17 protein-coding genes and 2 pseudogenes are annotated in these 18,362 nt (G+C 40.6%); 12 read left to right on the top strand and 7 right to left on the bottom strand.

The genetic code is table 11. The annotated features are described in order from the left end of the window. A pseudogene (locus AC5JL8_RS35625) lies at nt 1–782 on the top strand (bifunctional DNA primase/helicase); the annotation flags it as partial. 80 nt (nt 783–862) lie between these two features. Here AC5JL8_RS35625 and AC5JL8_RS35620 read toward each other — a convergent pair. Together AC5JL8_RS35620 and AC5JL8_RS35615 are read right to left on the bottom strand one after the other, a co-directional pair. After that, complete coding sequence (locus AC5JL8_RS35620; RefSeq protein ID WP_495884409.1) at nt 863–1,510, bottom strand: tyrosine-type recombinase/integrase; 648 nt, start codon at nt 1,508–1,510, stop codon at nt 863–865. 38 nt (nt 1,511–1,548) lie between these two features. Continuing rightward, complete coding sequence (locus tag AC5JL8_RS35615) at nt 1,549–1,707, bottom strand: hypothetical protein (RefSeq protein WP_495884408.1); 159 nt, start codon at nt 1,705–1,707, stop codon at nt 1,549–1,551. 793 nt (nt 1,708–2,500) lie between these two features. On the opposite strand from AC5JL8_RS35615, the gene AC5JL8_RS35610 reads away from it, so the two are divergent. Together AC5JL8_RS35610 and AC5JL8_RS35605 are read left to right on the top strand one after the other, a co-directional pair. Further along, on the top strand, nt 2,501–3,259 hold the full coding sequence (locus AC5JL8_RS35610; protein ID WP_495884407.1) for a CHAT domain-containing protein: 759 nt from the start codon (nt 2,501–2,503) through the stop codon (nt 3,257–3,259). A gap of 15 nt (nt 3,260–3,274) precedes the next feature. Then, a complete protein-coding gene (locus tag AC5JL8_RS35605) occupies nt 3,275–7,789 on the top strand; it encodes an NB-ARC domain-containing protein (protein WP_495884406.1) in 4,515 nt (1,504 codons plus the stop codon). 593 nt (nt 7,790–8,382) lie between these two features. Here AC5JL8_RS35605 and AC5JL8_RS35600 read toward each other — a convergent pair. After that, complete coding sequence (locus AC5JL8_RS35600; protein WP_495884405.1) at nt 8,383–9,291, bottom strand: hypothetical protein; 909 nt, start codon at nt 9,289–9,291, stop codon at nt 8,383–8,385. A 103-nt stretch (nt 9,292–9,394) separates the two neighbouring features. Here AC5JL8_RS35600 and AC5JL8_RS35595 point away from each other — a divergent pair, with 103 nt between their 5' ends. Next, nucleotides 9,395–10,408, top strand: a complete 1,014-nt coding sequence (locus AC5JL8_RS35595; RefSeq protein WP_495884404.1) for a histone deacetylase family protein — start codon at nt 9,395–9,397, stop codon at nt 10,406–10,408. An 8-nt stretch (nt 10,409–10,416) separates the two neighbouring features. Here the strand turns inward: AC5JL8_RS35595 and AC5JL8_RS35590 are convergent, their stop codons facing one another. The 3 genes from AC5JL8_RS35590 to AC5JL8_RS35580 all read right to left on the bottom strand — a co-directional run bounded on the left by AC5JL8_RS35590 (nt 10,417) and on the right by AC5JL8_RS35580 (nt 11,722). Continuing rightward, on the bottom strand, nt 10,417–10,962 hold the full coding sequence (locus tag AC5JL8_RS35590; protein ID WP_495884403.1) for an arginase family protein: 546 nt from the start codon (nt 10,960–10,962) through the stop codon (nt 10,417–10,419). A gap of 25 nt (nt 10,963–10,987) precedes the next feature. Continuing rightward, nucleotides 10,988–11,344 (bottom strand): hypothetical protein, encoded by a 357-nt coding sequence (locus AC5JL8_RS35585; RefSeq protein WP_495884402.1) that lies wholly within the window; start codon nt 11,342–11,344, stop codon nt 10,988–10,990. Nucleotides 11,345–11,485: 141 nt separating this feature from the next. Continuing rightward, nucleotides 11,486–11,722, bottom strand: coding sequence for a hypothetical protein (locus AC5JL8_RS35580; RefSeq protein WP_495884401.1), 237 nt, complete (start codon nt 11,720–11,722; stop codon nt 11,486–11,488). 260 nt (nt 11,723–11,982) lie between these two features. Between AC5JL8_RS35580 and AC5JL8_RS35575 the strand changes: the two genes are divergently transcribed. The 5 genes from AC5JL8_RS35575 (at nt 11,983) to AC5JL8_RS35555 (ending at nt 15,538) form a co-directional block, all read left to right on the top strand. After that, the gene (locus AC5JL8_RS35575; protein ID WP_495884400.1) at nt 11,983–12,381 is read left to right on the top strand and encodes a four helix bundle protein; all 399 of its coding nucleotides are present in this window, start codon (nt 11,983–11,985) and stop codon (nt 12,379–12,381) included. 161 nt (nt 12,382–12,542) lie between these two features. Further along, on the top strand, nt 12,543–13,568 hold the full coding sequence (locus AC5JL8_RS35570) for a tyrosine-type recombinase/integrase (RefSeq protein ID WP_495884399.1): 1,026 nt from the start codon (nt 12,543–12,545) through the stop codon (nt 13,566–13,568). 3 nt (nt 13,569–13,571) lie between these two features. Next, a complete protein-coding gene (locus AC5JL8_RS35565; protein ID WP_495884398.1) occupies nt 13,572–14,039 on the top strand; it encodes a hypothetical protein in 468 nt (155 codons plus the stop codon). Between the two features lie 2 nt (nt 14,040–14,041). Further along, complete coding sequence (locus AC5JL8_RS35560; protein WP_495884397.1) at nt 14,042–14,731, top strand: hypothetical protein; 690 nt, start codon at nt 14,042–14,044, stop codon at nt 14,729–14,731. Between the two features lie 81 nt (nt 14,732–14,812). Next, a complete protein-coding gene (locus tag AC5JL8_RS35555) occupies nt 14,813–15,538 on the top strand; it encodes a hypothetical protein (RefSeq protein ID WP_495884396.1) in 726 nt (241 codons plus the stop codon). Here AC5JL8_RS35555 and AC5JL8_RS35550 read toward each other — a convergent pair. Further along, a complete protein-coding gene (locus tag AC5JL8_RS35550; protein WP_495884395.1) occupies nt 15,501–15,824 on the bottom strand; it encodes an ArsR/SmtB family transcription factor in 324 nt (107 codons plus the stop codon). The two genes, AC5JL8_RS35555 and AC5JL8_RS35550, sit on opposite strands and share 38 nt — an antisense overlap. Before the next feature lie 284 nt (nt 15,825–16,108). Between AC5JL8_RS35550 and AC5JL8_RS35545 the strand changes: the two genes are divergently transcribed. From AC5JL8_RS35545 to AC5JL8_RS35535, 3 genes and pseudogenes are all read left to right on the top strand, one after another. Continuing rightward, nucleotides 16,109–16,699: a hypothetical protein gene (locus AC5JL8_RS35545; protein WP_495879106.1), complete on the top strand. Its 591-nt coding sequence runs from the start codon at nt 16,109–16,111 to the stop codon at nt 16,697–16,699. 135 nt (nt 16,700–16,834) lie between these two features. Then, entirely contained in the window at nt 16,835–17,188 is a 354-nt protein-coding gene (locus tag AC5JL8_RS35540) for a hypothetical protein (protein ID WP_495884394.1), read from the top strand. Nucleotides 17,189–17,245: 57 nt separating this feature from the next. Further along, nucleotides 17,246–18,362: pseudogene (locus tag AC5JL8_RS35535) on the top strand (hypothetical protein); the annotation flags it as partial.

Genomic DNA, 18,362 nt, shown 5'->3' with positions numbered 1-18,362 from the left:
TTTGTATGGACTGGGGTAATTATTCTGCCAAGTGGTTAGCCCGTTTCAACTTAGGACTGCATGACATTCTCAAACGATTAGTCACAGGAGAAGAAATTACATCTGCCGACGAACATCTATTAAATATGACCAAGAACGCGCGAGTCTGCGCTGCTCACATTAAAGCAATTTTGGGGTTTACAATCCCACCGGATTGTCAACCGATTTGGTTACTCGCCACCCTTGTTGAACAGTTGGGGCTAAAGTTATGCTGTCGCAAGCAGGGCAAACGTGGTCAACAAGTAAAATTGTTCTCGCTGTCGAAGTCGGAATTGGACTTTGCATTACAAGTTATCGCTCATCGACAAAACAAACGTGCCGAAACGCAATCAGCATCAGGAACAGCGCCAATTTCCTCTTCCGTATCCACCCCCCCCATAAATGGTATAGGAAATCCCTTAGTTGAGGGGGCGGATACTACGCCTTCTTTAGAAGCAGGGGGGCTTCGGGGCTTCGGGGCTTCGGGGCAAGACTCTTTCTCCCCTGCTCCCCCTCCCCCCTGCCCCGAAGCCTATGAGTGCGATCGCACTACACTACTTCATTGCGTGGAAACCCTTCGCTCTGGCATTGCCCAAGGAGTAGACGCGATTAAAGCCATCCTTAAGCGATGGACAACTGATTTGCGCTGGGACGTTGTGCTGGAGTTGGAAGAGATCGCGGCTCCGGAGCTACGTAAGCTGGAACAATCCGTGCCTCATTTTTATCAGTTGCTTGATGAATCAATCTTGCCAATAGTCAGGTAATCGCCATTTTTCAAAAATCGCTATAGTCTATCCGGCGCAGTGTTTCTGTCTAGATCAGCTAATAAGCATTTCCTGATCTATTACTCCGCTGATAGCTTCGGATTATCCCAATCAACGCTATCAATTTTGCTACCCTTATCTTTAGGCGGTGTTAGCATCGACAATGCCGCGATCGCACCCCTGACTTGTGATGGTTCAACCTCCAGGTAATTTTGCAATTGCTCCAGGCTGCGGTGTCCGCTGATTTCTTGGATGATACGCAACGGAATTCCGGCATTGCTCATCAGGGTGAGTGCCGTGCGGCGGCAGCTATGAGTACTGGCTCCTTCAATGTCTACTCGTTTGCACCCTTCTCTGAAAATTAAACTGGCATATTCTGAGTGCAAGTGACCATGCCCCCACCGACCGGGAAAAAGGTATTGCTCCTGTGAGTGCTTGGGCTGATACAGTTTTAAGTAATGTCTGAGGTCATCGAGTACAGGAATAGTACGAGTTGCCAGCTTCCTTTTTGTGTTGCCTTTGCGGATGATCAGTTCTGGTCTAATCCGTCCTTTGCTGTCGTACACATCTTTAATTTTCAGGGTGACGCATTCACTGACACGACAGGCTGTGTATAACATCACCGCGCACAAAGTTTGATCCCGAATACTGAGCAATCCTTCACTAAACAGACGTTCAATCTCGTCTGGTGTAAGGATTTTGGCCTTGCCGTGTCGGTCGATTTTCACTTTTGATGATTACTTCCGATAGTTAATCATCCTACCAACTAAAAGCGGGAGCAACGCGATTTTTTGAAATTGGGTTTTATTCTCAATACCTCCGCCAAATTATCAATAACCCCAGGTATTTGGGTGGCGATCGCCGACTGTAGGAGGAGCATCATGACTCGTTTTTGCCCGACTTCAGAAAATCGCGTTGCTCCCATAGACTACTGACTTTTAGGGTTATCTCATAGAGCGATCGCTGTTTGAGCTATCAAAGAACAAAGGCGTTGTACTTGCCATACGTAGGCTAAACGACACAGGCTTTTCGCATCATGATGACATCTAGAGAAATTAGCTATAAGCTTTGAGGGCAACAGTTTAAATTACCTAGATAGCATCTAGATATAACCAAGTGCTAGATTACGGAGTTAATCACTATACCTGACAAAAATGAGTCAGCACGCTTGTTCGATATTTTTGACCTCATTGACTCTCAGGAGAATGCCACGCTTGAAAAGGTAAACCCTTGCCACGACTGGGTGTAAGGGTGTAGGTGAAAACTCTTTCCTCGGATTGACTTAAGTCTCTGGAGAAGATTTTGGAGCTTGCGGGGGGACAAATACCAAGCTGCAACGCGTTGAAAGAAGGTTATGAACAGACCCAAATCAGAGACGACGACGGTAAAAATTTGCTGTTGAAAACGCGATTTCAAACAACTGAGTCTGCATTACACGAATTAGCCCATACGTGTAGCAGTTTATGACTTATGAGTTGAAACTTAATCTATAACCGAATGGCACTAAAAAAAGGCTTGCAGCGTAAAGCTCTAACCTGTTTTTAGTATAGTTATTGGAAGAAGCGGCGTTAGGATCTGGGCGCATATATTGCTCAATATCGCCTCCTTCACTGTGGCGTGGACTGGTGAATTCTTCCGTAATCATTAAATTTAGTTTTGAAGTACCATCTATCCCTTGCCAATCTGGTAAGTTTTAACACATCTATCAAGGGTGGAAGATGGTTAACAGACAAGCTACTCAGCCACAAAAAATCTTGATTTTGGCAGCCAGCCCTGTAGACCAAGCAAAACTACGTTTGGATGTAGAAGTGCGTGAAATTGATGAAGGTCTACGACGTTCTCAGCATCGTGACCAGTTCCAACTACAAAAGCAAGGAGCAGTGCGAACTGATGATCTGCGTCGAGCTTTGTTAGATACTAAACCCCAAATTGTTCACTTTTGCGGTCATGGCGCTGGGTCAGATGGATTAGTATTTGAAGACCAACAAGGCAATACTCAACTAGTCAGTACAGAGGCTTTGGCGAATCTGTTCGAGTTATTTGCAGGAATAATTGAGTGTGTTGTACTTAATGCCTGTTATTCAGAAGTCCAAGCGGGGGCGATTGTTCAGCACGTTGGCTATGTGATTGGCATGAACAAAGCTATTGGGGATAAAGCCGCGATCAAATTTTCCATTGGCTTTTATGATGCTTTGGGTGGTGGATGCTCTGTAGAAGATGCTTACAAGTTTGGTTGTAATGCAATTCAATCTGAAGGTATTGCAGAACATCTTATCCCTGCCCTCAAAATCAATACTGCATGGAAGTCTGTATTCGAGAAATCCTCAAAGCCATCCAATGCCTCTCCAATAGAAGATTCATCAACAGAGACTTCAAATACACCCAAAATTTCACCAACCAAAAGCATCCACCAACAAGCAGGAGATAATGCTAAACAAATTGGGGAGATTGGGTCAGTAGGAACAATCAATTTTTAGTGAATGAAGAAGATAATGGTGGATCAGAGAGCTGGTAATGATGCTGTTCAAATTGGGCAGATTGGGTCAGTAGGAACAATCAACATTAACACTCACCCTACACCTGCCGGCAAACCTTTCCAAGCACCACCTCTACCTACTTATTATGTAGATCGTCCCGAATACAGCCAAGATTTTAAAAATCGTCTGCTGAAAGAGTCAAATGATGTCCGTACTTTGGTAGTGACAGCTATTCACGGCTTGGGTAGTGTAGGTAAATCAACCTTAGCAGCAGCTTTAGCACATGATCCAGAGGTGCAAGCTCATTTTTGTGACGGTATCCTCTGGGCAACTTTAGGTCAACAGCCTAATCTTCTATCCCTGCTTAGTAGCTGGGTACAGGCATTGGGGGACTACAACTTTAAAGCCACTAGCACAGAAGCAGCTTCCAATCAACTGCGTACACTGCTGTATGACAAAGCTGTGCTGCTAGTAGTAGACGATGCTTGGAATCCAGAGGATGCACAACCATTTAATATTGGTGGAGCGCGTTGTCAAGTTTTGGTAACAACCCGCGAAGCTGCGATCGCCCAAGTTCTCGGAGCCAGCACATATTCTCTGGATGTGATGCAGCCATCCCAAGCCATTGAACTGCTGACTAAGAAATTAGGACGTAACCTCACTGACACAGAAACTCAGTCCGCTGAAGTTTTAGCCAAAGAGCTTGGTTACTTGCCTTTGGCATTGGAACTAGCAGCTGCCCAAGTTGCTGGTGGTATTTTTTGGACAGTTCTTGTGCAGGATATGCAGAAAGAGGTAGCCCGCTTAAGAACAGTCGATGATAAAGCAGCCAGAGATGCGGCGGATGAAGCTTGCTTAAAAAGACTCAGTTTAACTGCTTCATTAAATTTGAGCATACAGCGATTATCAAAGGAAACGCAAGAAAAATTTATCTGGCTGGGAATATTACCAGAGGATGTAACTATTACTGGGCAAATGGTTGTAACGCTGTGGGATATGGATGATGAGCGGGATGCAGCAGATGAGTTGGGCTACCTGCACTCTAAAGCACTGTTGTTGTCTGGTGTCCCTTTGGTAGATGGAACACCAACCTATCGTTTACACGACTTATTCCACGATTTAGCACGCAATTTATTGACTTCTCCTCCAACACCTAAGCGTCGAGGTGATTTCCAAGGGCTAGGTATAACTCTTGCTCATGCTCACGCCACCTTTGTGGAGAAATACCGACAAAAAACCCAAGATGGTTTGTGGCATACCTTGCCCAATGATGGTTATATCCATCAGCATTTAGTTTGGCATTTGGAAAAGGCTCAAAGGGTAGAAGATATTCACCAGTTATTACGAGAAGAATCTGAAACAGGATGCAATGACTGGTACAAAGTACGAAAACACTTAGGACAAATAGATGGCTACTTAAATGATATTGATCGTGCTTGGAAACTTATAGATGCTTCTTGCACCGAAACAATATTACCAAAAACCATAGGACGGCAATTTTACTATGCGTTTATCACTAATTCATTCAACAGGTTTGCTAGTAAAATTCCTCCTAATTTATTAGTAGAACTTGTCCAACAAGAGATATGGAGTCCGCAACAAAGTCTAGCTTATGCTAAAAATATTCCAGATCCAAAACAAAAAACGGCGACAATTTTAAGATTAGTTGCTTTTTTATCACAACCACTTGCAGAACAGGCAATTTTATTAGCTTTCAATGCAGCAAAAATAATTAAATATGAATTAGATTTTGCTGAATCGCTAATTGCCTTGGCTCCTCATCTACCGGAGTCTTTGTTGTCAGAAGCCCTCACAACTGCAAGGAATATTGAGACTGAAGAGTATCGAGTTAAAGTTTTAATTGCCTTGATTCCACATCTATCGGAGTCTTTGTTATCAGAAGCCCTTACAATTGCAAAGAATGTCGAGACTGCGGAGCATCAACTTGAAGCTCTAATTGCTTTAGCTTCTTATCTGCCAGAAATTTTGCCAGAAGCTCTCAAAACCGCAAGATCAACACAATTAATTAATCGCACTAAATATTTAAGTTACCTGCTTCCATATTTCCCAGAAATTTTGCCAGAGGCTCTCAATATAGCATGGAATTTTTACGAAAGAAATCAATCAAGGGGACATCTAGCAGTAGATTTAAGTACCTTGGCTTCATATTGCCACGATATCGTACCACAAGCCCTTAATGCAATAAGAAATATTGTTAATGAAAAAAATAATAAGATATTAAATTATGAGGAAGAAATTAGTAATAAAATATATGTTATTAAAGCTTTGAAAATTTTGGCACCCCATCTATCACACTCTTCGTTATCAGAAGCTTTGATAGAAGTCTGGAGAATTAGAAATACAAAATATCAAGCCCAAGGACTATGTATTCTTGTTCCCTATTTGCCAAAAAATTTCCTGTCAGAAATTTTAAAAAAGATACTGACGCTTTTAAATAAAGAGGATTATGTACAAGTATTATGCGTACTAGTTCCTCATTTACCACAGGATTTGTTTTTAGAAGCTCTTAAAGTAGTCAGAGAAACTGACAATAACAAGCTTTATGTTCAAGCTGTAAGTGCCTTTTATCCTGATTTATCAAAAGATTTACAAAAAGAAATATTTTGGAAAGTGCGAGCTATTAAAGATCATGCACTTCGTGTGCAAGCTTTAATTAAATTAGCTCCTCATTTGCCAGAAACTTTGTTCTCAGAAGCTCTAAATAGCGCACGAGCCTTCTCAGATGAGAAGCATTGTAAGCAACTTTTGATTGTTCTGATTCCTCGTATACCAAAGGATTTATTGCTAGAAGCTTTAAGATTAGCAAGGTCACTCACATCTCATCATAAAATCCAAGCACTGTGTACTCTGGCTCCTTATTTACCAACGATTTTGCCAGAAGTTCTCCAATTAGTGCAAGTAATTAGAGATGACTTGGAAGTTGCCCAAGCTTTTAGCACTTTAGTTCGTTATTCTCCGTCAAATATTTTGCCGAAAACCCTGCAATTATTACAGGTAATTAGAGATGACTTGGAAGTTGCCAAAATACTATCTAGTCTATTACCATATTTAGCAGAATATAAAACAGAAACGTTTAAAACAATAAAGACTATTAAAAATGAAAATTATCGCGCTCAAGTCCTAATAGATATTATTTCGCACCTACCACAAAACTTTTTACCAGAAGTTATCAAAGCAGCGGATGAATTTAAGGATAAATATTATTGTACTCAAATTTTAAGTGCTTTGGTTAGTTATATTCCAGATATTTTACCAAAAATTATTAATCTTTTACCGTCACTCCCTGATGATCACTATCGTATTCAAATCTTAAATATTCTAAGTCCTCATCTACCGAATATTTTACCGAAAGCTCTTAAGGCAGCAGAGGAAATCGAAAATAAGAGGGAGTATGCTAAAATTTTAGCTACTTTAACTCTATATTTTACTGAAAATGGCGTTGCATATTTGCGGGATGAATTAGAGGCTGGAAACATTGAAACTTTGTTCCATATTGAACAAAATTATCTTATGATTCAACAACGCCAAGAAAATTTATCAAAAATGCTAGAAATAGCAAAGAGAATTACATCGGCGAGATTACGCGTTCAATACTTTATAAGTATATCATCATTACTACCAGAAGCTTTTCTTGAAGCTCTTAAAACTCTACAGTTAATTTCAGATGAACAGAACCGTGTTCAAAGTTTAAGAAACTTAGTTCCTAAACTACCAAAAAACTTGTTGTCAGAAGCACTAAATATAGCTTTAAGATTTGAGGATAAAGAATACTATACTCAAGCTTTGATTGCCTTGTTCTCTTATCTCCCAGATGAATTGTTGCCAAAAGCTTTACAAGCAACGCAAGCAATTAAAGGTAGCTTTCGCTTTCAGGGAACACAAATAATTCAAAACAACAGCTTACAAGTGCAAGCTTTAACTGCTTTAATTCCCCATCTACCAGAAAGTTTGTTACTACAAACTTTACAGATAGCGGAGGAAATTAAAGATTATAATGAGCGTGTCCAATTGCTGATTGCCTTGGCTCAAAAACTGCCAAATATTTTACCAGAAACCTTTAAAGCAGTTCTAGCTATTCAGGAAGAAAATGAGCGCGTCCAAGCTTTAAGTAATTTGGCTCCTTACTTACCAGAAACTTTGTTACCAGAAGCCTTTAAAGCAGTTCTAGCTATTCAGGGAGAAAATGAACGCGTCCAAGCTTTAATTGCTTTGGCTGATAAACTGCCACCTGAATTGTTACGAGAGACACTGGCTGCTACTAAGGAGATTCAGGATGAGTCAAGTCGCGCCGAAGTCCTAAGTAGTTTGGCTGTCAAACTTTCACAGCTACCAAAAAATCAGCTTTTTTCTCTCTGGAGAGATAACCTTTATATCTTATCTCTTCGCACTCGCCGAGATTTACTCAGTCAGATGGGAACATTAACTCCAGTTATATTTGCTTTAGGTGGTGAGCAAGCAGTAAAAGATACAGCTTCTGCCATCCAAGATGTGTCACGCTGGTGGAGCTAAAGAACAATATAGAGATTTACCGATCAAATTACACCTATGAGCCAAAAGGTGTAATTACTGGCTATACATATTGATGTGGCGTTGAGCCGACAATCGTGTAATTTCTGTTTAGATGGTAGAGAGTAGAGCATATACTCTGTGGTTGATCTCGGCACACTCCCCTGAAAATCAAATCTATTAATGTTCAAATCTCGAAATTTTTGGGAATACTTAGTTGACGTTTTTACGTGCCATAAATAGATGCTTTACAACCCTGGATAAATTGCAATCTCGATAGAGTTGGCATCTATCCAGGTTTTTTATATGCAATAGGTTCTCAACTTCCTTGCGCGGTTGTGGCAATGCCCTTGCTATTATTGCAAAAAACCTAAGCGATTTACTTCTCTAATTGGATTGTGTAATCATCTTAAAAAACTTCAGGTTGTTGGCAATAGCTTAACCAGTATACCGAGAGAAATTGGACAACTTAGCAATTTGCTCCCGACTGAACCTCGACTTTAATCAACTGAGCAGTCTGCCAAGAGAAATTAGACAACTCCCCAATTTATATTGGCTCTATCTGGGCAATAATCCACGGATGCCCACCACTTAAACTACGTTTGGTTTGTTTGAGTGTACTTGATCGCCCAATTAATCCAAAAGGATTCATTAGCACCAAGTTGCCAGTAATGCTGAAAATCTATATTTTGAGGAACTGACCATGAATTTTTTTGCATAGTCAAGATGAATTCATCAGGTAGGTAAATATCATGTTTTTCAATGTAGTGGGCCAGCCTTATAGGCCAAATCCATTCTCCGTCACTTAGTAGATCACAGGTTCCCATCTTCAACATCTCATATGTTAATTTACGCTCTTCTATTTGATTAAGTTTTTCAAAGCGATCTCTACTAAAACAATCGAAATTACAAAATGAAGATCTGCTGTCGTGCCGAGCTCCACAGATATGTCCTGCTTTTAAGTAATCAATAATTTGATTGCGTTCGCTCTTTCGCCATCTTTGTTTCAGTAAATGTTTAGGATGAGGATAGTATGGTCGATTTGAGTCTGACTGCCAATAACCAACCTCTTTGAGGCGTTTATCATCTTCTGGTATATCTTCTTGCAAATAGGTTGGTAAGGGAACTGATCCAGGTACGGTTTCATTATGTATGAAGCAGTTCTGAGTCACATTCCATTCTAAACTTATAAAACAACAGGATTGTTCATTCCAGTAGTAAAGATTGGTTAAATCAATATCATTTAGAGGAATCAGAATAAAGTCAATGTCTTCATCTTCATCATCTTCATCCCGTAAAAACTGTTTTTCATATCCACAATGTTGCCACTCTTGTGAATAATACCAGGGATAAAACTGTAAATATTTTTCGTGAATTGCTTCAATATCTCCATCACATTCCTGCCCATTTTTCAATTTAAAAAAGCATTCGTATTGTTTGGATGATGGGTTGTACTGCCCAAGTATTTGCATAAAATCAATTAAAATTTCTCGCTCAGATTTCATTACTTATAATGTCCCTAATATTCTCAAAATCAATTTTAATCAAAAACCCTCGCTAGCGTAACAAATGAAGTATAACTGTCGCTATAAGCCTATAAAAATTGTTATGGCAAAATTTGCTGTTTACTTATATCCACATACTTGTTACACATCTAAACCAAGTCAGACAATTTCCTGGACAGGTTATTCATTTCCTCACTACAGTCAAGTCAGGCTGGAACTAGCAAAAATCTTAACTAATTACCCGATTTTACCAATACGAAAAGCTCATCTGACTGATTATCTCCGAGTTCATAAAAATATTTATTTGAAAAATCTTGTTTTCAAAGCTTTAAATAAACATGATGAGATTAATAATTCATTACCGACAAACGGTGGTGAATGTGAAGGTTTAGAATTTTGCCTCCCTAGTTACTTGTACGGCTTGGGAGGTTTACTAGAAGCAATAGATCACATGAAAAAGGGAGTATTAGAGCGTGCTTACTGTTTTACTCTACCAGGGCATCATGCACATACAGATTGGGGACATGGTTACTGTTTACTCAATCCTCTAGCAGCCGCAGCCAGATACGCCCAAACTCAAGGCTTTCAAAAAATCTTAATTGTCGATTGGGATATTCATCACGGTGATGGAACACAATCAATCTTTGTTAATGAGCAAAATATCTGCTGTATCAGTATACATAGTGCTGCTGACCTTTATATGGCTAAAGCTTCTGACTTAAAAGCGGGTACAACTACGCTTGGACTTGCAGTTGGTCACCGTAATATTCCTCTACTTCCTAAAAACTTTCCAGTAGAAGTATTATCTAAGTTGGGGATAGATGGCGAATTTTATACAAGTCATGAAAGCTTAAATGCTTTTCAGGAAGCTCTAGCCCAAATACCTTGGACACCAGATTTAATTTTGATATTTTCTGGTTATGATTCACATCAAGAAGATTGTGGACAAGGAATAACAGATTGGAATAATCAAGAATTTCAATTGTTGACTTTGAAGGTATTAGAGTTAGCTAAAAAATCATCAATCCCTGTTCTATCTAGTCATGGAGGTGGATATAAACTGCCTGTCACTGTATCGGCCGCATTAAGTCATGTAGAAATTTTAGCCAGTTGTTAAGCCATTTTTTATGCGTCTTTAACAAAGAATTTTAAACACTGTTTGACTGTTTCAAGCACAGATAAAGAAAGGCTATCTAATTCATAACCACCCTCCAAACCGAAAAGGATACGCGGTGAAATCTTGAGGCAATAATCAGTCAGCATGGCGTAATCTTGGGGCTGTAAATTGATTTTAGAAAGTAAATCCGCTTGGTTAGCATCGTATCCTGCACTAACAATCAAAATATCTGGTTGAAAATCTTTGAAAAAGGGTAATACCTTCTGCTCAAATAACTGACAGTAATCTTGTATTAAGCTACCTGGAGCAATTGGAAGATTCAAGACATTGTTAAACTTGCCATGCTCATCAGATTTTCCTGTGTGTGGATAGCCTGGTGATTGATGAATTGAACAAAAAGCAATGTTGGGAACATTTTCCACTGCTGCCTGCGTTCCGTTACCGTGATGTACATCCCAATCAAGAATTCCAACTCGCTTAATTTGTCCTGTCGCTAGAGCATAAAGGGCAGCGATCGCAGCATTACAGAAAATGCTCCCATCCCATCCCTTCATCTAGTAGTGCATGGTGTCCTGGTGGTCAAGCCAAAACAAAGCTCGGTGTACCCTTGTGCCAAACATTATCAATCCCATCTAGCCAAGCATTCACAGCAAGGCAGGCAACCTCAAAGCTTTCGGGAGAAATCTGCGTGGATTCAAAACAACCCCAGCCTCTTGCAGAATAGGCGCGAACTTCTTCAATGTATTTGGTGGAATGAACTCGTTCAATCTCTTTGATGACATTTCTAGAAGTGTCAGGATTTAACCATTGGATTTGGTCTGCTACTGTTGAGCTTCTTAAGCTATCCACAATTGCAGTCAGTCGTTCTGGCTGTTCAGGGTGCATATACCCTGTTTCATGTTGAAGAAATTTCTCTGAGTAGATGATGTCCATCATTTAATCTACAGACTTCCTAGCAATTCAAAGTTTATAACTGTACGCATCATGTCTTGGGGGGCTATTCAATAATGGTTTCACTTTTAAAGTTCCCAAGCAGTAACGTTTTCTAACAGAAGAAATACCAATATTTACTTTCTTTTAGTTGATTCTGCCCATTCGTACTGAAATATCCCACAGTTGATAAAAGCCCCAAAGGTATATGGTGGGTTTTGTGGGGCTTACGTGCTGTTGAGTTGATGTTACGTAAAGCTGTGCAAAGACAAACTCGCTTTTATTTTGTGGAGCGGTAGCGATCGCCAGCTTGCTCATCTGTAACTCAAAGCTTTTCCCATCTGTTAGCCCCGACCGCGCAACAGCGACAGCATTGGCTCTCAAATCGCTTTATCTGTCTAGATTTAACGTTGGCTTTGAGCGAAGGAGGATTGCGATCGCTTCTAGTGGATACTGAAATTAGTGTATAATATTATACAAAACAATTAATAGTATTTCTAAGTATATTGATATCGGAGTTTATGTCGTAGATAAGATAAGGGAATCTTATTTTGTGTTGGGGGCGATCGTGTATGATGGTTTGAGGTCGCAGGTCGCAGGTCGCAGGTCGCAAGTAAGAGTATGGAAGTGGAATAGGTGCTGTTGTGGATAAAAATGTTGGGATTGTTGATAGAAGTAAGGTGTTTGCAATCAGAATCATTAAGGCTTGTAGCTTTCTTGATGAAAAGCCAGGTGTTTGCCGCACGCTATCAAAGCAACTATTGCGTTCTGGTACGAGTATTGGTGCAAATGTACGCGAGTCACGCTCGGCTCAGTCTGATAGAGATTTTTTGCACAAGATGGAAATTGCTTTGAAGGAAGCGCGCGAAACTGAGTATTGGCTGGAAATTTTAATTGAATCTGAGGTTGTTGAAAAACCTAAGTTCGATCAATTGCTAAAAGAAGCCAATGAAATAGTGAAAATACTCATTGCTTCTACCCGCACAGTTAAAGAGAAATTGAATGGGAAAACGAAGTTGTCAGCTGCAATTGAGAAGCAGTGATTAAAACTGAACTAAATTCAAGTTCACAGCTTTACTTGGAGCGCAATTATACCAAGTTACCAAAGTTAGTCTTGTTTAGAATCAATTTGGTATTACTTGCGACCTGCGACCTGCGACCTGCGACTTGTGAAGACCTCCGACTTTTAAAATGGTTCCCAGTTGTGAATAGTCCTGAATTAAACAACTTACCTCCAATTAAGCTGATTCCCTTAAATGATGAAAGTTTACCTGTCGGGCATGATAGACAGCGCAAAGCTAGTACAAGACCACCAACCGATATCCGGTGGGTGAAAGTATTGGAATTTTTACGCAGCAATAATCTTGCGCCCAACAGCCGCAAGCTATATGAACGCGAACTGAAGCGTTTTTTGGGATGGACGCAATTGCATTATCATGAACTGCGTCTGCGCCATTTCGGGCAGTACAAAGAGTATCTGATGGAAGCCTGCTGTACGGATGGTGGAAAACCCTTATCAAAAAGCAGTGTTAATGCAGGGCTTGCTGCAATCAAAAGTTTCTTCAAATGGTTTACTCTGGCTTACCCGGAACTGCTGGCTACTAACCCCACACTAGGGGTGAAGCTAGAAAAAATCCCTCTGCCAGCGGCACAAAGCCTAACCCCGGAACAGATGGAACAGGTTTGGTCGGCTTTGGAGTTACTAGGAGAAACAAAACAACGCGATACTGCACTTGTTCACATTCTTAGTCACGGGTTGAGGGCAGGAGAAGTAGTGAATTTAAATGTCGGAGCATTTGATGGCAAGCTGTTGTTTTTAGGCGATACCAAAAATGATCAACCGCGTTTAGTACCGTTACGTCAACAAAGTCGGGACGTTTTGGCAGATTATTTGCGATCGCGCGTTTGTGGGGGTGAAGAATTAAACAGCGGCTCCCCGTTGATGATTTCCCACCATGCTTCATATAAAGGTGAACGCTTGAGTTACCACGGCATTTACTTTGCAATTGAGAAAATTGGGGAATTAGCTCAAATTGAAGATTTGCATCCCCATCAATTTCGTCATACTTATGCGACTGATTTATTGTTACTCGGCGTTGACCCGACTCATGCTCGCAAGCTGACAGGACATACTAGCGAGAAGGCATTTCGGCGGTATACACTCCGCAGTGAGCAAGAAGCGGCGATCGCTGCTTACTACCGTGCAATTGGCGAAGAAGAAGCCCAGTAGAGTATGCCAAAGCCGTTAGATCCCAAATGTCAGTTATGTTCCAAACTGCCAACCGCCAAAGCTAAGGTGTTGCATGGAAGCGAAGGTGACGGGTGTTGGAATCCCGAAGTGTGTCATAATCGGCGTTCCTTCTACCGCCGTCGCACACTAGATGATTCGGCACAAATTGATGCGATTACAGTTGAACCACCAGCAACGTATTTTGCAGTACTGTATTTATACAAAGAACCAGGAGATAAACCATTACACGCACTCGGTGCAGAACTGTGGCTGGGACAAAAACCGATTTGTCGCCTGCAACCAATTCACTGTTTTGGGCTAACGGCGGGCAAAATACGTGCCTATACAGACATGGTATTGCAGGCATTTGCTAAACAATATGCTATCTCGTTATACCAATATAAGGATATGTTTGAGGTGAGTCCAACCCATTGCCCAGTGCGACCTTGCCCCCTGCACCCTGACTTGTAATCATGACCAGCTATCGCCAATTAACCATTTGGGATATTTTGGATGAAATATCACAAGCGCCACCGACATCGACGCTAGCTCCAGTATGGAAGTGTTTAGATGCAGAGTTAGAAAATTTGCCAGTTGAAGCACAATTATCAACAGCAGCAGCAGCGTTTTATCAAATTGCAAATATTATCAAATCTCGTGCCGAGTTATTATTGCAGGACGTGCGCGCTCAAACTGATACTGAGGGGCCAGTTGTCAGCACGGATATCTTTGCTGGGTTAGTACGGACAACGATGCAGCTAGACCTGGACGATTTAATTGAACAACCAGCTTTGCAAACGTTTAGACCACACGGGCCACACCAGTTTTCTCATTCTGCCCAAAACAGCGATTCAATAGCAGCCCCTGTCGAGAAAGAGAACGTCTTGGCAATGCTGGAGATTCAGACTGTAGAAGATGTTCATCGGTTAGCGGGTGATGAAGATGTACAAAAATGGCAAACTGCGATCGCTCAGTATCTAGTAAATATTAAAGGTGAAATTTCATTGATTAAACTACAAAATGGTTTAAAGATGCCAATGGTAGAGGTATGGCTGGGATTGTTGCTAGGTGGTTTTCAATTGGAGCAGCGTGGGGATTTTTATAATAGTCATAATATTTGGGTGATGGGAGATATTGAGGGAAATTTCATTAACTGCTCGTGATATGGTCAAGGTAATTATCAAGGTAAAAGTCATGCTCAGTTTTGGCGGATAGTCCGTTTTTTACCTAGACAGTACCTAGACATGAGCAATACAGGCAGAAAAAAGAAATTAGCATCTTTCAACTGTGACCAAAAGATGTGGTCACAGTTTATCGCTCGTTGCAAGGACAAAGGCACAACAGCAACAGCCACGCTCACCAGTTTTATCGAACTATACCTAGACGACTCGCAAGATGACCTTGATGCAATCGCTGGTCATGATTCAAATAAAAATCTGGACTTTAGGATCAAAGCAAGCATTGAGGAGTACTTATCTAAGTATCTTGTGCCACAAGTAGACAAGTACTTGGCTACCAGTCACAGCAGCGGCAGCACAGATTCAGAAACGATATTAGCTATTTGCTCTCGGCTTGAGCAGTTAGAATTAGGCACAGAACAATTCAATAACAAAGAAACACCCTCAACCGAATATCCCACCACCGATTTAGAACAAAAAATTGAGTCGATAACAGCGAGAATGACACAGTTGTCAGAGGCGATTGTGAAAATTCAAAATTATCTCAACAAGCAACCAAAGCGCTCGAACAGATCATATAACAAGTCATACTCTCAAGGGTATACGCAAAGACTCCAACCATTAACCGAAGAAGGTTTAGCTTCAAGGCTGGGCGTGAATGTGGAAACTTTACGTGAGCAGCGAGTGAATCTACCACCACCGCTTTTTGTGTCATGGTGCAAGGGCAAGGATAGATCGGGTATCGGTTGGGAATTTATTGATAATACGGGACTATATTATCCTGTAAGTTAGGCTGCAAGGAATGCCTCAGATAGCAGACTTTTAAAATTTGCCTTTTATCTTCTAGTAGCTTTTCCAAAGCATCAAAGCGAGCACTCCAGATTTTTTCATACTCGCCTAGATACGCTGCGGCTACTTCGAGAGTTGTCGGCTGAATCTGAATAACTTTCTCCTTACCACTTCGACGCTTGGTAATGAGTCCGGCTTTCTCCAACACACTGACGTGCTTTGCTCTCGCTGCCAAAGATATCGCATAGGGTTGTGCTAATTCGCTGATAGTATATTCTGCTAAAGTCACTCATGAAAAAGCAGCTTGTGCAGGGAGTAGGGAGCAGGGGGAAAAATCCTTGCGGGTGAGGTTTCAACCAACGCTTATAGGAGCAAAGGAGCTTTCACACCACTTGCGGGTGAGGTTTGTACCTTTAGTTCTCCCTGCCCCCTGCCCCCCTGCCTCTTATCAAACCTAACAAAAAGTAGGGATGAGAGTGCAAATATGCAGAGAAAGTTTAGCGGTTTGTCAGTTGAAATCCGCTTGTGGGGAATGAATACTAAGGGAATACTTGTCATGATTCGAGCAAGGGTATGCAAACATACTATCTAGATAGAGAAAAAGAGCAGTCAGAATATGGGTCAGCACCAGTAATTAAGCCCAAGAATCAAGTAGGGGAGAGGGGAACAATCGCATTAATGTGGGTGGATGGTGTATTGATGATATCAGAGATGAGCTTGCATGGAGTGATGTTAGGAGGGCTAATCTTATCAGCATCAATGGCAGTAATGTTCCAAAAGCAAATAAATGAATTAATGAGCAAATGGGACAAGAAAGGGCGCAAATATAGGATAAATATTTACGGCATACTATTCGCGTTATTGTCATTAGTGTTCATGTTAGACTTTGCGGCAGCCCCAGCCAACGCACAGTTCTTTCAACAAGCTCAAGACTGGATAACCAATACAGGCTTCGGAGGTGCGCTCAACCCGGATACTTCTGCAACGGTGGTAAGCATTTTCAATATTCTGCGGATCTTGTTTTTGTTGTATATAGCAGTGTCTGTGGTGAACGTGATTCAAGCAGTCAGAAGAGATGAAGACTGGGCGAGTGCAGCCAGAACACCATTGATTATTCTAGTTGGTGTATTTGGAGCCGACTTCTTAACAACATTAATTACCTAAAATCAATTCGCAGTTCGCAATGAAGTTGTTCACTACGTGAACTAATTAATAATTAATCATTGTTGCTAACTGCGAATTCATAATTGGCTTGCTATGTAAGCCAATCAATTGCGAATTGCGCGCTTGGGAAAGAGAATGCAGCCAGAAAAAAAATTCCGTGTAGTGAATCAGAGCTTAGGAACGCAACCAAAAATAGGGCCGTTACCAGCAGAGCAAATATTTCCGTGGTTAGTAATAACAATCGGGTGCGTATTTGGATTTTACTATATGTTGAATTGGGGGTGGTTAGCGACGTTGTTTGCATCATTATGGGGATGTGCAACATGGTGGTTTGTATCGAGCAATAAAAGCTTTTTAGGAAAATTTGTAGGTACGCCACGCATCAGTAGAGGATATATGCAATTCATCTCATTAATTAATTATTCGGCTCAACCAAACCAAATAAATCATCAAAACAAAGTTAAGAGAACTAAGAAAATAAAAAGGTAAATTAAATATTTTGAGAGATTCAAAATTTTAATAATAGCAATTTTTCCAATAAAGGTAATGATTAAACAATCAGATAAGTTAGGGAAGAAAACATTAACGTTGACCCCATTTGAAGATGTGGTAAACCTAGCAGGGATATGTGAAATGGAGCTAGGAGGGAGAAAAGGAATAGGAGCATTAATCATCCAAAAAAAAGGAAATATACAAATAAAATTCGCCTTTGATTGCTTGGGAATCCACCCTTCCTTAGCAGCAGAACAAATAGTGCCAATATTTGAAGGAATAGAAGGGGGATTAAAAGAAATACCATCAGGAGAAAGACTGACAATACATTTTGGCTCATTTACATCTGATGAAACAAGACAAAGGGAAATATCTTTAATAGAGGTACAATGTCCCCTGGAGCCAATAAAATTACTGTTACGTTCGGAAAGAATGCGTATTAGAAAACTCACACAGATGGGAGTGAGAAAAAACAAATTTCTGAGGCTATGGTGTACATATACAGTAGAGTCGGATGAAAAATTAGAAGACTTTGCGGAAATAGGACTCAAGAAACTACAAAAAATTTGGTACTCATTTACAGGAGAGATTCATGACTTAAATAAAAATCGAATTGAAAATATATTAAGGAATTCATTTGGAGATGGATTCCAAAGTTGGGAGCAAATAATCTCAAATAAAATGGGGTTGTCAGTAACGCCGTTAAGCGGTGAAGAAATATGGGGGACAGTATGGGAAATATTTAATAATTCTCTGCCAACGCCTGTTCCCAATCCTTTGAAAATAACGTCTAATGAATTAAGTGAAAATCAAACGAGCGATTTTCATATAAAACATCATCTACTGGAGAATGAAACTTCAGTACCAGTATTTGATAAGAAGTGGGTAAAAATCCAGGATAAATATGTAGGAGCATTGAATTTTAGTCAAAAGCCTGGGGGGTGGGTAGATGAATATTCTCAATTGCGATACTTATGGGAAGTAATGTCTCGTGAGAAGATTGCAGATACAGAGATAATTTGCCAAATAAGCAAAGCAAACGAGACAATAACGAAGACAAATTTACAGCGATTAACAAAACAGTCAATAACATCAACTGCGATGTCAACGGATTCTGGCAGTATAGATGTGAAGGCAGGATTAAACATAGAAGAATCGGTAGAAGCACAAC

The sequence above is a fragment of the Mojavia sp. genome (assembly GCF_059505145.1).
This window is presented reverse-complemented; position numbering and strand designations above follow the sequence as displayed.

What these genes read in the sequence shown, in the direction of transcription:
- AC5JL8_RS35615 (WP_495884408.1), bottom strand. Translation starts at nt 1,707, where the DNA reads ATGGGAGCAACGCGATTTTCTGAAGTCGGGCAAAAACGAGTCATGATG.
- AC5JL8_RS35610 (WP_495884407.1), top strand. Translation starts at nt 2,501, where the DNA reads ATGGTTAACAGACAAGCTACTCAGCCACAAAAAATCTTGATTTTGGCA.
- AC5JL8_RS35605 (WP_495884406.1), top strand. Translation starts at nt 3,275, where the DNA reads ATGGTGGATCAGAGAGCTGGTAATGATGCTGTTCAAATTGGGCAGATT.
- AC5JL8_RS35600 (WP_495884405.1), bottom strand. Translation starts at nt 9,291, where the DNA reads ATGAAATCTGAGCGAGAAATTTTAATTGATTTTATGCAAATACTTGGG.
- AC5JL8_RS35595 (WP_495884404.1), top strand. Translation starts at nt 9,395, where the DNA reads ATGGCAAAATTTGCTGTTTACTTATATCCACATACTTGTTACACATCT.
- AC5JL8_RS35590 (WP_495884403.1), bottom strand. Translation starts at nt 10,962, where the DNA reads ATGAAGGGATGGGATGGGAGCATTTTCTGTAATGCTGCGATCGCTGCC.
- AC5JL8_RS35585 (WP_495884402.1), bottom strand. Translation starts at nt 11,344, where the DNA reads ATGATGGACATCATCTACTCAGAGAAATTTCTTCAACATGAAACAGGG.
- AC5JL8_RS35565 (WP_495884398.1), top strand. Translation starts at nt 13,572, where the DNA reads ATGCCAAAGCCGTTAGATCCCAAATGTCAGTTATGTTCCAAACTGCCA.
- AC5JL8_RS35560 (WP_495884397.1), top strand. Translation starts at nt 14,042, where the DNA reads ATGACCAGCTATCGCCAATTAACCATTTGGGATATTTTGGATGAAATA.
- AC5JL8_RS35555 (WP_495884396.1), top strand. Translation starts at nt 14,813, where the DNA reads ATGAGCAATACAGGCAGAAAAAAGAAATTAGCATCTTTCAACTGTGAC.
- AC5JL8_RS35545 (WP_495879106.1), top strand. Translation starts at nt 16,109, where the DNA reads ATGCAAACATACTATCTAGATAGAGAAAAAGAGCAGTCAGAATATGGG.
- AC5JL8_RS35540 (WP_495884394.1), top strand. Translation starts at nt 16,835, where the DNA reads ATGCAGCCAGAAAAAAAATTCCGTGTAGTGAATCAGAGCTTAGGAACG.